At 72.9% G+C, this 13,805-nt stretch carries 12 protein-coding genes and 1 pseudogene; 4 read left to right on the top strand and 9 right to left on the bottom strand.

All coding sequences use genetic code 11. The features are described from left to right. Positions 1-12 precede the first annotated feature (12 nt). From fusA to JX575_RS03650, 6 genes and pseudogenes are all read right to left on the bottom strand, one after another. A complete protein-coding gene (fusA, locus tag JX575_RS03675; RefSeq protein ID WP_186342482.1) occupies positions 13-2,130 on the bottom strand; it encodes an elongation factor G in 2,118 nt (705 codons plus the stop codon). A gap of 86 nt (positions 2,131-2,216) precedes the next feature. Then, positions 2,217-2,687: a 30S ribosomal protein S7 gene (gene rpsG, locus JX575_RS03670; protein WP_186342483.1), complete on the bottom strand. Its 471-nt coding sequence runs from the start codon at positions 2,685-2,687 to the stop codon at positions 2,217-2,219. Beyond that, a complete protein-coding gene (gene rpsL, locus JX575_RS03665) occupies positions 2,687-3,058 on the bottom strand; it encodes a 30S ribosomal protein S12 (RefSeq protein ID WP_135266726.1) in 372 nt (123 codons plus the stop codon). The genes rpsG and rpsL overlap by 1 nt, the downstream gene beginning before the upstream one ends. A 199-nt stretch (positions 3,059-3,257) precedes the next feature. Continuing rightward, positions 3,258-4,505, bottom strand: a pseudogene (locus JX575_RS03660) (MFS transporter); the annotation flags it as partial. 56 nt (positions 4,506-4,561) lie between these two features. Continuing rightward, on the bottom strand, positions 4,562-5,005 hold the full coding sequence (locus tag JX575_RS03655) for a MarR family transcriptional regulator (protein WP_241005322.1): 444 nt from the start codon (positions 5,003-5,005) through the stop codon (positions 4,562-4,564). A gap of 99 nt (positions 5,006-5,104) precedes the next feature. After that, on the bottom strand, positions 5,105-6,592 hold the full coding sequence (locus JX575_RS03650; RefSeq protein WP_186342485.1) for an NCS2 family permease: 1,488 nt from the start codon (positions 6,590-6,592) through the stop codon (positions 5,105-5,107). 66 nt (positions 6,593-6,658) lie between these two features. Here JX575_RS03650 and JX575_RS03645 point away from each other — a divergent pair, with 66 nt between their 5' ends. Both JX575_RS03645 and JX575_RS03640 read left to right on the top strand, forming a co-directional pair. Further along, positions 6,659-6,946 (top strand): DUF2530 domain-containing protein, encoded by a 288-nt coding sequence (locus JX575_RS03645; RefSeq protein WP_241005321.1) that lies wholly within the window; start codon positions 6,659-6,661, stop codon positions 6,944-6,946. Then, complete coding sequence (locus tag JX575_RS03640; RefSeq protein ID WP_186342486.1) at positions 6,943-7,542, top strand: class I SAM-dependent methyltransferase; 600 nt, start codon at positions 6,943-6,945, stop codon at positions 7,540-7,542. The genes JX575_RS03645 and JX575_RS03640 overlap by 4 nt, the downstream gene beginning before the upstream one ends. Positions 7,543-7,552: 10 nt before the next feature. Here the strand turns inward: JX575_RS03640 and JX575_RS03635 are convergent, their stop codons facing one another. Further along, complete coding sequence (locus JX575_RS03635) at positions 7,553-8,332, bottom strand: DUF3027 domain-containing protein (protein ID WP_241005424.1); 780 nt, start codon at positions 8,330-8,332, stop codon at positions 7,553-7,555. 110 nt (positions 8,333-8,442) lie between these two features. On the opposite strand from JX575_RS03635, the gene JX575_RS03630 reads away from it, so the two are divergent. Beyond that, on the top strand, positions 8,443-9,867 hold the full coding sequence (locus JX575_RS03630) for an MFS transporter (RefSeq protein ID WP_241005320.1): 1,425 nt from the start codon (positions 8,443-8,445) through the stop codon (positions 9,865-9,867). 31 nt (positions 9,868-9,898) lie between these two features. On the opposite strand, the gene JX575_RS19785 is transcribed toward JX575_RS03630, so the two are convergent. After that, on the bottom strand, positions 9,899-10,294 hold the full coding sequence (locus JX575_RS19785) for a cold-shock protein (protein ID WP_186342489.1): 396 nt from the start codon (positions 10,292-10,294) through the stop codon (positions 9,899-9,901). Between the two features lie 195 nt (positions 10,295-10,489). On the opposite strand from JX575_RS19785, the gene JX575_RS03620 reads away from it, so the two are divergent. Continuing rightward, a complete protein-coding gene (locus JX575_RS03620) occupies positions 10,490-12,625 on the top strand; it encodes a S8 family serine peptidase (protein WP_186342490.1) in 2,136 nt (711 codons plus the stop codon). Between the two features lie 34 nt (positions 12,626-12,659). Here the strand turns inward: JX575_RS03620 and JX575_RS03615 are convergent, their stop codons facing one another. Continuing rightward, a complete protein-coding gene (locus JX575_RS03615) occupies positions 12,660-13,796 on the bottom strand; it encodes an RDD family protein (RefSeq protein ID WP_186342491.1) in 1,137 nt (378 codons plus the stop codon). Positions 13,797-13,805: the final 9 nt, after the last annotated feature.

Genomic DNA, 13,805 nt, shown 5'->3' with positions numbered 1-13,805 from the left:
GATCCGGCGCGATTACTCGCCGCGGACCTTCTTGACGATCTCGTCGGCGATGTTCGTGGGAACCTCGGCGTACGAGTCGAACTCCATCGAGTACGACGCCTGACCGGAGGTCTTGGACCTCAGGTCGCCAACGTACCCGAACATCTCGGACAACGGCACAAGGGCGTTGACGACCATGTCGCCGTGACGCTCCTCCTGTGCCTGGATCTGGCCGCGGCGCGAGTTGATGTCGCCGATGACGGTGCCCAGGAACGTGTCCGGGGTGGTCACCTCCACGGCGAACATCGGCTCGAGCAGCACCGGCTTGGCCTTGCGTGCGGCCTCCTTGAAGGCCTGGTTGCCGGCGATCTTGAACGCGAGCTCGGACGAGTCGACGTCGTGGTAGGCGCCGTCCTCGAGCGAGAACTTCACGTCGACCATCGGGTAGCCGGCGAGGACGCCGAACTCCATGGCCTCCTGGCCACCCTGGTCGACCGAGGGGATGTACTCCTTCGGCACGCGACCGCCGGTGACGTTGTTGACGAACTCGTAGCCCGCACCGGTGCCCGTCTCCGGGTCGATGTTGGGCTCGAGCGAGATGACGACCTTCGCGAACTGGCCCGAACCACCGGTCTGCTTCTTGTGGGTGTAGCTGTGGTTGGCCACCTTGTTGCGGATGGTCTCGCGGTAGGCCACCTGCGGCTTGCCGACGGTCGCCTCGACGCGGAACTCGCGCTTCATGCGGTCGACGAGGATCTCGAGGTGGAGCTCGCCCATGCCGGCGATGATCGTCTGGCCGGTCTCCTCGTCGGTCTTGACCGTGAAGGTCGGGTCCTCGTCGGACAGGCGCTGGATCGCGGTGCCGAGCTTCTCCTGGTCGCTCTTCGTCTTGGGCTCGATCGCGACCTCGATCACCGGGGCCGGGAACGTCATCGACTCGAGCACGACCTGGTTGTTCGGGTCGCACAGCGTGTGGCCGGTCTTGGTGTCCTTGAGGCCCATGACGGCCACGATCTGCCCGGCGCCGACCGACGCGATCTCCTCACGCTTGTTGGCGTGCATCTGGTAGACCTTGCCGATCCGCTCCTTCTTGCCGTTGACCGAGTTGACCACGGTCGAGCCGGCCTCGAGCTTGCCCGAGTAGACGCGGACGTAGATCAGCTTGCCGAGGTGCGGGTCGGAGGCGATCTTGTAGGCCAGGCCGGCGAACGGCTCGTCGTCGGACGGCTTGCGGGAGATCGACTCCTCCTCGTCACGCGGCGAGTGACCGACGATGGCGTCGATGTCGAGCGGCGAGGGGAGGTACTTCACGACCGCGTCGAGCAGGGGCTGGACGCCCTTGTTCTTGAACGCGGTGCCGCACAGGACCGGGTTGACCTTGTCGGACAGGGTCGCGCGACGGATGGCTGCCTCGAGCTCCTCGACGGCGAAGCCGTCGTCACCCTCCCCGAGGTACTTCTCCATGATCTCGTCGTCGGCCTCGGCGAGGGTCTCGATGAGCTTCTCGCGGTACTCCGCGGCCTGCTCGGCGAGCGCGGCCGGGATCTCCTCGACCTCGTAGTCCTCACCCATCTTGGTCTCGCCGCGCCAAGTGAGGGCACGCATGCCGACCAGGTCGACGACACCGAGGAAGTCGGACTCCGCGCCGATGGGCAGCTGGAGCACGAGCGGGGTGGAGTTGAGGCGCTCGACCATCATGTCGACGCAGCGGAAGAAGTCCGCGCCGGTGCGGTCGAGCTTGTTGACGAAGCACATGCGGGGGACCGAGTACTTGTTGGCCTGGCGCCACACCGTCATGGTCTGCGGCTCGACACCGGCGACACCGTCGAAGACCGCCACGGCGCCGTCGAGGACGCGCAGCGAGCGCTCGACCTCGGCGGTGAAGTCCACGTGGCCGGGGGTGTCGATGATGTTGATCTGGTGGTTCTTCCACCAGCAGGTCGTCGCGGCGGACGTGATGGTGATGCCGCGCTCCTGCTCCTGCTCCATCCAGTCCATCGTGGCGCCACCCTCGTGGACCTCACCGATCTTGTAGGTGATGCCGGTGTAGAACAGGATGCGCTCGGTGGTGGTCGTCTTGCCGGCGTCGATGTGCGCCATGATGCCGATGTTGCGGACCTTGTTGAGGTCGGTGGTGATGTCGACAGCCACTGTTGTGTCTCAGTCCCTCGGAAGTTGGTGGGAGCTCGTGGGGAGAGGGGCCGTACGCCGCGGGGAGCGAGTGCGGCCCCTCGCCGTCACCAGCGGTAGTGGGCGAAGGCCTTGTTGGACTCGGCCATCTTGTGGGTGTCCTCGCGCTTCTTCACAGCGGCGCCGAGGCCGTTGCTCGCGTCGAGGATCTCGTTCATCAGGCGCTCGGACATGGTCTTCTCGCGGCGGTCGGCCGCGTAGCCCACGAGCCAGCGCAGCGCGAGCGTGGTGGAGCGGTTGGCCTTGACCTCGACCGGGACCTGGTAGGTCGCGCCGCCGACGCGGCGGGACTTGACCTCGATGGCCGGCTTGACGTTGTCCATCGCGCGCTTGAGCGTGACGACCGGGTCGGTGCCGGTCTTCTCGCGGCAGCCCTCGAGGGCGGTGTAGACGATGCGCTGCGCCACGGCCTTCTTGCCGTCCTGCAGGACCTTGCTCACGAGCTGGGTCACCAGCTGGGAGCCGTAGACGGGGTCAACGACGAGGGGGCGCTTGGGAGCGGGACCCTTGCGAGGCATTACTTCTCCTTCTTCGCGCCGTAGCGGCTGCGGGCCTGCTTGCGGTTCTTGACACCCTGGGTGTCGAGCGAGCCGCGGATGATCTTGTAGCGGACGCCGGGAAGGTCCTTCACACGGCCGCCGCGGACGAGCACGATCGAGTGCTCCTGCAGGTTGTGACCGACGCCCGGGATGTAGGCCGTGACCTCGACGCCGCTGCTCAGGCGCACGCGGGCGACCTTGCGGAGGGCGGAGTTCGGCTTCTTCGGGGTGGTCGTGTAGACGCGGGTGCAGACGCCTCGGCGCTGCGGGGATCCCTTCAGGGCAGGCGTCTTGCTCTTGGACACCTTGTCCTGGCGGCCCTTGCGGACCAGCTGGTTGATGGTGGGCACCGGGTGGTTCCCTCTCTCTGTCTGCTCTTCACGGCTCGGCGCGTTGCCGGGCTCGGGTGTGTTGCGCTGTTGCGTGTGCCTGTTGCGAATACCGTGGCCAGCCGGGGCCGCGGCAGTGGACGCCGCGAGTTCCGAGCATGGGCATGGGTCTGGACGGGCCAGACACGAGGATTGAGGCTACTCGGGCCTCACGGCAGGGTCAAAATGCCGCGTGGGCGTCCGGGCGGCTCGCCTGGGGGGTGTGCGCGCGTCGCGCCCGCTGGGACCGGAGGTAGAGGGCCGCGCAGAGGGCCGCCCCGGCGATGGTCAGCAGCCCGCCGCCCAGCAATGTCCACCGGGCACCGTACTCCTGGCCGATCCAGCCGATGATGGGGGCGCCCACGGGCGTGCCGCCCATGAAGATCATCAGGTAGAGCGCCATCACGCGCCCGCGCACCCCGGCATCGGTGTGCAGCTGCATGTAGGTGTTGGCGCTGGTGATGAAGGTGAGCGCGGCGAGGCCGGTGACGGGTGCGAGCAGGGCGAAGGTGAGGTAGGAGGGCATCAGCCCGGCCAGCATCACGGTCGCGCCGAAGGCGAGGGCGGCGCCGACGACGAGGCGGTGGCGGACCTGGTTGCGCCGGGCGGCCAGCAGCGCACCGGTGAGGGAGCCGACGGCCAGGAAGGTGCCCAGCAGGCCGAACTCCTGGGGGCCCTTGCCGAAGACCTCGGTCGCCATGAGCGCGGACGTGATCTGGAAGTTGAGCCCGAAGGTGCCCGCGAAGAACACCAGGCCGAGCACGAGCATCAGGTCGGGCCGGGCACGGACGTAGGCCACGCCCTCGCGGAGGGCGCCCGGGCCGCGGTCGGCCGGTGCCGCGGCGGCGATCCGGCTGGTGTCGAGGTGGCGCAGCGACCAGATCGGAGCGGCGTACGACACCGCGTTGAGCAGGATCACCCAGCCGGTGGCGACCGCTCCCCCACCGAACGCCGCGATGAGCACGCCGGCCAGGCCGGGGCCGACGAGCCGGGCGGCGTTGAAGCTCGCCGAGTTGAGGCCCACGGCGTTGGTGAGGTCGCCGGGATCGACCAGCTCGGAGACGAACGACTGGCGGGCCGGGCCGTCGAACGCCGAGGCCGAGCCGAGCACGAAGGCCAGCACGTAGACGTGCCACACCTCGGCGACGCCGGTGACGGCGAGGAGGCCGAGGACGGCCGCGGGCAGCGCCATGCCGAGGTTGGTCAGCTGCAGCAGGCGGTGCTTGGGCATCCGGTCGGCGATCAGGCCCGCGAACGGGGTCAGCAGCAGGACGGGCAGGAACTGGAGCCCGGTCGTGATGCCGAGGGCGGTGCCGCCCGACCCGACGGCGAGCTCGAGCACCAGCCAGTCCTGGGCGACGCGCTGCATCCAGGTGCCGGTGTTGGACACCACCCCGCCGGCTGCGTAGCGGCGGTAGTTGGCGTTGGAGAGGGAACGGAACGTGGGGCTCGTGGGAACTCCTCAGTCGTGCATCGGTCAGGTGGTCAGTCGGCGGCGGCGAGCCGCATCAGGATCGGCGCGGCGTCGCGGAGCGCGGCACGCTCCTCGCGGGTCAGACCGGCCAGGCGCTGGGCGAGCCACGCGTCGCGCCGTTGGCGGTCGGCCAGCACGGCCGCGCGCCCGGCGTCCGTGATCGACACGACGACCTGGCGCCCGTCGGTGTCGTGGGGGCGGCGCTCGACGTAGCCGTCGCCCTCGAGGCAGTTGACCGTGCGGGTCATCGACGGCGGCTGGACGCGCTCCGCGCGGGCCAGGTCGCCGACGGTCTGGTCGCCCATCCGCACGAGCAGGCCGAGCACGACCATCTGCGGGATGCTCAGGTCGTTGTCCGGGTGGCGCTCGGCGGCGAGGCGACGGCGCAGGCGCATGACCCCGGCACGGAGCTCGGAGGCGAGCCCGGCGTCGGAGCGCAGGTCGGGGGACGGCATATCGTTAGCATAAGTCATTACCTCTGCTAACCATTCCGTGACGACCGCGTCGGGTCGGTCACACCCCTCCCCGGAGGGCGGGGAGTCCCGGGACTCGGGTCAGGACAGCAGGCGGTCGATCGGCGTGTAGGCGAAGTAGACGACGAAGAGCCCGGCGACGAGCCACATGAGCGGGTGGACGGCCCGCGCCTTGCCGAGGACCACCTTGATGAACACGTAGGCCACGAAGCCCGCGCCGATGCCGACCGAGATCGAGTAGGTGAAGGGCATCAGGACGACGGTGAGGAACGCGGGGATCGCCACCTCGAGGTCGCGCCAGTCGATCTCGGAGACCTGCTGCATCATCAAGAAGCCCACCAGCACCAGCGCCGGGACGGCGGCCTCGGACGGGATGGCCGAGACGAGGGGGGTGAAGAAGGTGGCGAGCAGGAAGAGCGCGCCGGTGACGACGGCGGCCAGGCCGGTGCGGGCGCCCTCGCCGACGCCCGAGGCGCTCTCGATGTAGGAGGTGTTGGACGAGACCCCGGCGGCACCGCCGGCGATCGCGGCTACCGAGTCGACGACCAGGATGCGCTGCGCGTGCGGCGGCGTGCCGTGCTCGTCGTTGAGGCCGGCCTCGGCGCCGATGGCGGTCATCGTGCCCATCGTGTCGAAGAAGTCGGCCAGCATCAGGGAGAAGATCAGGAGCAGCGCGGCCAGGATCCCCGTGCCGGTGTCGTCGAAGGCTCCGAAGAGGTCGACCTCGCCGAGGGTGTCGAAGGACGGCAGCGCCACCACGTCGCCGCTCAGCGTGGGCACGCTGAGCGCCCAGCCCTTCGGGTTTCCCGCCGAGACCTTACCCAGGTCGCCGATCGCCTCGACCACGACCGCGACCACGCTCGTGAGGACGATCGAGATCAGGATGGCCCCGCGCACCTTGCGCACCCACAGCGCGACCATCAGGGCCAGCCCTAGGCAGAAGACCAGCACCGGCCAGCCGCCGAGGTGGCCGTCCGGACCGAGCTGGACCGGCACGCTCGTGTTGAAGGCATCGGGGACGCGGGTCACGACGCGGGCGTCGACGAACCCGATGAGCGCGATGAACAGGCCGATCCCGACCGAGATCGCCACCTTGAGCTGCTGAGGCACGGCGTGGAAGACCGCCTTGCGGAAGCCGGTGAGCACCAGCGCCAGGATCACGATGCCCTCGAGGACGACCAGGCCCATCGCCGCACCCCAGGTGGTCTCGCGGGCGATCGTGTTGGCCACGAACGCGTTGAGCCCCAGGCCGGTCGCGAGAGCGAGCGGGAAGTTGGCGAACCCGCCCATCGCGATGGTGAGCACGCCGGCGACCAGCGCGGTGCCGGCCGCGATGGCCGCGATGCCGCTGCCCGGCTCGGCGCCGCCGCCGAGGAAGGCGCCGGTCGAGTCGGGCGCGTAGCCGAGGATGAGCGGGTTGAGCACGATGATGTAGGCCATCGTCAAGAAGGTCACGACACCGCCGCGGACCTCGCGACCGACAGTGGATCCGCGCTCGCTGATCTGGAAGAACCCGTCGAGGCCGGAGCCCTGCGGCCGCCGCGGTGCTGTCTGCGTCTTCTCGCTCACGAAACCGCAGTGTGGCACGTCTGCGCCGCCCTCGGGGGGAGTGTCCGCCGCGTGTAGCGTGGAGGCGTGGACCTGGGTGACGAGCAGCCGATGCGGCACGAGATCGGCAGGCGGACCTACGTCGTCGCGCCGGTCGAGCCGCTCGACGTCGACGGCGTCCGCACGACGGAGGTCGGCACGGTCCTGTGGCTGCTCGGGTTCCTGGGCCTGCTGCCCTTCTGGGGTGCCCTCGAGGACAGCGGGCGCACCTGGTGGCTGTGGACCTGCCTGGCCGGCTTCGGGCTGGGACTGTGCGGGCTGGAGTACTGTCGGCGCCGGCGCAGGGAGCGCGCCTCGAGGCAGGACCGGGCGTGACGCTGCCCCCGACCCGCTGGGAGCTCGCCGGCGAGGACAACCGCGGCTACGGCCGCCACTTCGCCGACATCGTGGCCCGCGGCGCCGACGTGGAGGGCGAGGCCAGGCTGGCCGACGCCCTCGTCGCGCGCGAGGCCAGGATCATCGACATCGGCTCGGGCATGGGCCGGGTGGCGGCCGCGCTCGCCGCGCGGGGCCACCACGTCGTCGCGACGGAGCCCGATTCCGCGCTGCGCGAGCAGTCACGGGCGACGTACGCCGACCTCGAGGTCCTCCCCCACGACGCGCTGGCACTCGACCCGGCCGAGCTCGGCACGTTCGACCTCGCCGTGCTCGTCGGCAACGTGATGATCTTCCTCGCCGAGGGCACCGAGCGCAGCGTGCTCGAGCGGGTCCGCGACCTGCTCGCCCCCACCGGGCGGGCGCTCGTCGGCTTCCACCTCGAGGCGGTCAAGGCGGGGAGCCGCACCTACCCGGCAGACGAGTTCGTCGCCGACGCCGAGGCGGCGGGGCTGCGGGTGGTGCACCGCTTCGGCAGCTACGAGCTGCACGAGCCGGTCGACGACTACGCGGTGTGGGTGCTGGCCAAGGCCTGAGCCGGACCGGTCAGATCGGCTCGAGGTCGTCGTCGAGCAGCGTGTCGAAGACGTGGTCGGGCATCGGGATCGGCTGCTGCTTGCGCGCGAGCTTGACCTCGGAGTGGGCGCCGCAGCCGTGGTCGAAGGTCACGACCCGGCCGTCGTCGTTGGCGTTGCCGTTGGCGCACACGCCGAACCGGTCGGCCAGCGAGCCGCTGAGCCGCACCAGGAAGCCGCACGACCAGCAGGTCTCCGGGGCGCCCTTCGCCAGCGGCGAGTCGGGACCACCCGGGCCGGCGTACCAGCGCTCGGCGGCCATGTCGATGCCCTCACGGCTCAGGGTGCGCACCCGCCCGAGGCCGAGGTCGTCGGCCACCCGGCGCACCTGCGCGCGGTCGTCGGCGTCGAGCGGGTCGTCGCCCACCAGGTAGGTCGGGACCAGGCGGGCGTCCTCGTCCTCGACGGGCAGCAGGTCGCCCGGGGACAGGTCGCCGGGCTGGAGGCGCTCCTTGTAGGGCACCCACGGCGGCGCCACGATGGCGTCGTCGCCGGGCAGCAGCACGACCTCGTTGACGGTGATGTCCTTGCCGCGCTTGGCACGGGTGAGGGTGACCGACCAGTACCAGCCGGGGTAGCCGGCGCGCAGGCAGGCGAAGTGGTGGGTGACCACGCGCTCCCCCTCGGCGCGCGCGCCGAGGTGGTCGCCCACGTCGGTCGGGTCGGCGACCTCGAGGACGACGCTGCGGGCGAGCTCGACGGCCTTGGCGAGGACCGAGTCGGCCTTGCCGGCGCGGGTGGGGAGAGCGATCACCGGTGCATCATCGCAAACGATCGGCCGTCCTGTCCCGTCGGGACGGGCGCTGGGACAGGACCGGGATGTCGGGCACGGGCGTCGGACGGGTAGGCCAAGATGGTCCCGTGACGTCCGAGCGCCCCGACCCCGCCACGGGACCGCGGACCGCGGACGCCTCGGGCCCGGCCCGCCGCGGGACCGTGCGCCGCTCGCTCACCGGCGCTGCCCGGGGCGTGCGGGCCGTCGGCCACGGCGCCCGCGTCGTCGGGCGGGGCGCAGGCAGCGCCGGCCACTTCGCGGTCGCCCAGGCGCGGCGCGCCGCCCGCGCCGAGGGCGCCGGCGACTCAGGGCTCTCCCGCCTCATCGAGCTGCACGCGTTCAACGCCGCCGGCGATGCAGCGGTAGCGATCTCGCTCGCCGGCACCCTGTTCTTCCAGGTGCCCACCGGCGAGGCACGCGGCCAGGTCGCGCTGTTCCTCGGCCTGACGATGCTGCCCTTCGCCATCGTCGCGCCGCTCATCGGCCCGTTCCTCGACCGCTTCAGCCACGGCCGCCGGTGGGCGGTCGGCGCGACGATGGCCATCCGCGGCTTCCTCTGCTGGGTGCTCGCGACCGCGGTCGTCACCGAGTCGGCGTGGCTGTTCCCGGCCGCGCTCGGCTGCCTCGTCGCGTCCAAGGCCTACGGCGTGACCCGGGCGGCCGCCGTGCCGCGACTGCTGCCCCCCGACCTGACGCTCGTCAAGGCCAACGCCCGGGTCTCCCTCGCCGGCGTGGTCGGCGCCGGCGTGTCGGCACCGCTGGCGATCCTCGCCTCCACCTTCGGCCCGGAGTGGTCGCTGCGCTACGGCTTCGTGATCTTCGTCCTCGCCACGATCTGGGCCATCCGGCTGCCCGAGAAGGTCGACGCCAGCCACGGCGAGGGCGAGATGGTCCTCACCGGCTCCGCCGACGAGGACCACACGGGGCACCGGCCGCGCACCCGCATCCCGGCCGCCGTGGCGTTCGCGCTGCGGGCCAACTGCGGGCCCCGGTGGCTCTCGGGGTTCCTCACGATGTTCATGGCGTTCCTGCTGCGCGACAACCCGATCGGCGAGTGGAGACCGGAGGTCCTGCTCGCCCTGGTGATCGGCGGGGCCGGACTCGGCAACACGCTCGGCATCACGATCGGGTCGCTGCTGCGCCGCCTCAACCCGGCGATGACCGTGGTGCTCGCCCTGCTGGCCGACGCCGTGGTGGCCACGCTGGCCGCGCTGTTCTACGGGGTGGTGACGCTGGTGCTGCTCGGGCTGACCGCGGGCCTCGCCCAGTCGCTGGCCAAGCTGTCGCTCGACTCGACCATCCAGCGCGACATCCCCAGCCGCATCCAGGCGAGCGCGTTCGCGCGCTCCGACACCACGCTGCAGCTGGCGTGGGTGATCGGCGGCTTCGTCGGCATCGCCATGCCGCTGATGCCGCAGCTCGGCCTGGGCATCGCGGCCGGCGTGCTGGGGGCGTGGGCGACGTTCGTGCTGCTCAGCCGGCCCGCACGCACCGAGCCGGCCCGCGCCTGAGCGGACCCCCGGGGCGGGGGTCGGTGCCCGGTCAGGCGTCGAGCTCGTCGGCGAGGGCCCGGAGCACCTTGGCGGTGCCGCGGGCGGCCGCGCGCTCGGGGTGCCGACCGCGGCGGTAGGTCTCCTCGACGCCCTCGAGCATCTTGATGAGGTCCTCGACGATGGTGACCATGTCCTCGGGCCGCTTGCGCTGGGCGTTGCGCTGGTTGCGCGCGACGGAGGCGGGTGCGTCGAGCACCCGCACCTGCAGGGCCTGGTCGCCGCGGCGACCCTGGGCGATGCCGAACTCGACCTTGGTGCCCGCCTTGAGGGAGGTGGTGCCCTCGGGCAGGGCGTCGGCGTGGACGTAGACGTCCGGGCCGCTCTCCTGCGACAGGAAGCCGAAGCCCTTCTCCGCGTCGTACCACTTCACCTTGCCAGTCGGCACGGTCCACCCCACTCAGCTCGACGTCCGGAGCCACGTGGTGCCACGCGGCCCGGCACAGGATAGGGGGCGGCGACGAGTCGCGCCCACCTGGTTGTCGGGGGGCCTGTGATCTGGTGACATGTCTGCTGGAACCATGGGACGCTCGGGGGCTCACCGCGCTGGGGGCGGGGGCCACGTCGCGGAGCGGGAGGACACGTGCGGGCACGACGGGCAGGACGGATCATCGGCTGCGCCGTGCTCGCGCTCGGCGCCGGGATCGCCGCCCACGGCACCGCCCTCGCCGACGACGCCACCGCCGCCACCTCCGCCGCCACCGCCGCCACCGCCGCCACCGGCGAGCTCACGCTCGTCACCCTGGCGGGCGCCGGCACGTCCGCCGGCCGGGCCGAGGCGCCGGACCTCCTCGCCGAGCAGGACGCCGTCCTCGCCGCCGTCGGGGCAGGCGCACCGGTCTACCGCTGGACCACGGCCCTCAACGGGTTCGCCGTGCGGCTGACGGAGCAGCAGCTGACCGCTCTCGACGACCAGCCCGCGGTGGCGTCGGTCGAGCCCGACACGATCCGGCCGATGGCCGGGCGCACGTCGCTGGCCGCCGTCCGCGCCGCTGCCGCCAGCCCGCGCCTGCGCGGCGGGGCCGGTGTCGTGGTGGGTGTCGTCGACTCGGGCATCGCACCGCAGTCACCCGCCTTCGCCGAGGTCCCCGGGCTCGGCGCCGACCCCGAGGCCTTCGCCGGCGCGTGCGTCGAGGGCCAGGGCTGGAGCGCCGACGACTGCACCCGCAAGATCGTCGGCGCGCGGTGGTACGTCGACGGCTTCGGCGCCGACCGGGTGCGCACCTCTGAGTCGCTCTCGGCCCTCGACACCCTCGGTCACGGCACGCAGGTCTCCTCCGTCGCGGCCGGCAACGCCGGCGTCAGCGTCCGGGTCGACCAGCGGGACGCCGGCTTCTTCGGCGGGGTCGCCCCGCAGGCGCGGATCGCCGCCTACAAGGCCTGCTGGGGCGCGCCCGACCCCGCCGACGACGGCTGCTCCACCGCCGACGTGGTCTCCGCGGTCGACGCCGCCGTGGCCGACGGCGTCGACGTGCTCAGCCTCGCACTGTCCGGCGGGGAGGGCATCGACATCCTCCAGCTCGCGCTCCTGGGCGCCGCCGAGGCCGACATCGTGGTCGTCGGCGCCTCCGGCAACACCGGCGGCTCGGCCTACGCCGCCCACGCAGGGCCGTGGGTGACGACGGTCGGCTCCGCGGTGGGCCGGATGTCCCGCGGCCGGGTCACGCTGCCCGACGGCCGCTCCTGGACCGGCGGCGGCCGGCCCTCCCGGGTGAGCGCGCGCGCCGTCCTCGCGCGGCGCGCGGCAGCCCCGGACGTGTCGCGCCGGGCGGCCGCCCAGTGCCGCCTCGGCGCCCTCGACTCCCGCCTCGTGGCCGACCGGATCGTGGTGTGCGAGCGCGGCGCCATCGGCCGCATCGACAAGTCCGAGTCGGTCGCGCAGGCCGGAGGTCGGGCGATGGTGCTCGTCAACCGGCGTCCCGGCGCGATCACCGCCGACCTCCACGCCGTGCCGACCGTCCACCTCCCCGCGCGGGCGGGGCGCTCGTTCAGCCGGTGGGTGGCCCGGCACCCCGACGCCCGGGTGAGCATGGCGCGCGACGCCGGACGGCCCGGCACCCGCCGCACGGCCCGGTGGAGCGCCTCGGGTGACCCGCGCGGCGTCACCCTCAAGCCCGACGCCGTCGCCGACGGCGATGCCGTGCTGGGCGCGCTGCCGGAGTCCACCGGCCGCAGCTGGGGCGTCTTCAGCGGCAGCTCCGCCGCCACCGCGCACGCCGCCGGCCTCGCGGCGCTGGTGCGGGCCCGGCACCCCGAGCGGTCGGCAGCGGTCGTCCGGTCGCTGCTCGTGACGTCGGCCCGTCCCGTCCCGGGCGCCTCCCCGCTCGCGCAGGGCACCGGCGCCCTCCCCAGCCAGGCGCCGACCGCCCACCTCGCCCTCGACGTAGCACCGCAGGAGTGGCGTCGTGCGCTGCGCCGCCACCTGCTCGCGCGGCTCAACACCAGCTCGGTGCTGATGCCGGCGCGTCGCCAGCGCGCGGTGCGCACGGTGACCAACATCGGCACCCGCCCGGAGTACTTCTCGGTGACGGCCCGCGGCTTCTCCTCCCACCGCGTGCGCGTGCAGCCGCTCGCCGTACGCCTCGCCCCCGGCGAGTCGGCCGACTTCACCGTCACCGTCACCGGGCCGGTCACGCCGGGCCAGCTCGACGACGGCATGCTCGTGTGGCGCGGCGCCCGTGGGGGCGTGACCCGCGTGCCGGTCGCCCTGACCCGCTGACGCACCGCCCGCCGCGACGACGGCGGGGACGGGCTCAGCCCTCCCGGGAGACGACCATCTCGCGGTCGCCGTAGACGACCTTGTCGCCGTCGACGAGCGCGGCGGGCTTGCCCGGGGCGAGCTGGCGCGAGACACCCTGGCGCACGAGCACCGTGCCGTTGGTGGACCCCCGGTCCATGACGACGAGCGTGCCGTCGGATGCCGGGCCGAACTGGGCGTGCGTCTTGGAGACCGACATGTCGGCCGAGGACAGCGGGACCAGGTGGGCCACCTGCTCGCCCGCTCGCGGCTCGGGACGACGCCCGACCAGCGCGAGCCCGGCGATCACGAAGCTCTCGCCGTTGTCGAAGTGGACCCGCCAGCGCGCGGGGGCCGGCGGCATCGCCGCGGCGGCGGGCGGCCGGGGCGGCACCGGGACCGGCTGCTGGACCGGCTGCTGGGCGGGCTGGACCGGGGCCGGCGCCCACTGCGGCGGCGCGGACCGCGCCTGCTGCACCGGCTGCGGCTGCTGCGGCTGGGACTGGGACCGGTGGGCGGGGGCGGGGGCGGGGGCGGGGGCGGTCGGGTCGGCGGGGAGCGCAGGGCGGCGCGTCGAGTGCTCGGGTCGCTCCGGCGTGCGCACCGGCTCCACCGGCGGAGCCGGCACCAGTCGCATCGCGGTGAGGTTGACGATGTGGCGCGGGGCCTCCTGGACCGACGCGTCGTCGGCCTCGTCGGCCGGGCGTACGTCGACCACCACGGTGTGCGCCAGGTGGTCGTGCCAGCCGCGGCGCTGCCGGCCGCGGTCCTCCACGGCCGTCCAGGCCAGGGTGGCCACGCCGATGCCGAACGTCGGGAGCCCGGCCGCCCCCAGCACGAGCTGGCGCAGGAGGGCCGGCCCGACGCCGATCGGGGTGCCGGTGCCGTGGTGCACCACCCGGAGCCCGGTGAGCGCCTTGCCGGGCGAGGTGCCGCTGACGCCGAGCACCACCGCCTGGACGAGCCACAGCAGCGCGGTCGCGCCGGCGACCGCGCCCACCACCGTCCACGGGTCGTCGGAGACCACGAGCGCGGTCACGACGCCGACGGCGGCGATGAGGCCCCAGGCGAGGAGCCGGTCGATCGCGAACGCGACGAAGCGTCGGTCGAGCTCGGCGACGGGGTAGGTCAGGGAGTGGGGGTGGTGGGTCACGGGGCGCTG

Source organism: Nocardioides sp. zg-1228, from assembly GCF_017086465.1.
Lineage (GTDB): Bacteria > Actinomycetota > Actinomycetes > Propionibacteriales > Nocardioidaceae > Nocardioides.
Note: the sequence above shows the minus strand (reverse complement) of the source record. Positions and strands in the feature narration are given on the sequence as shown.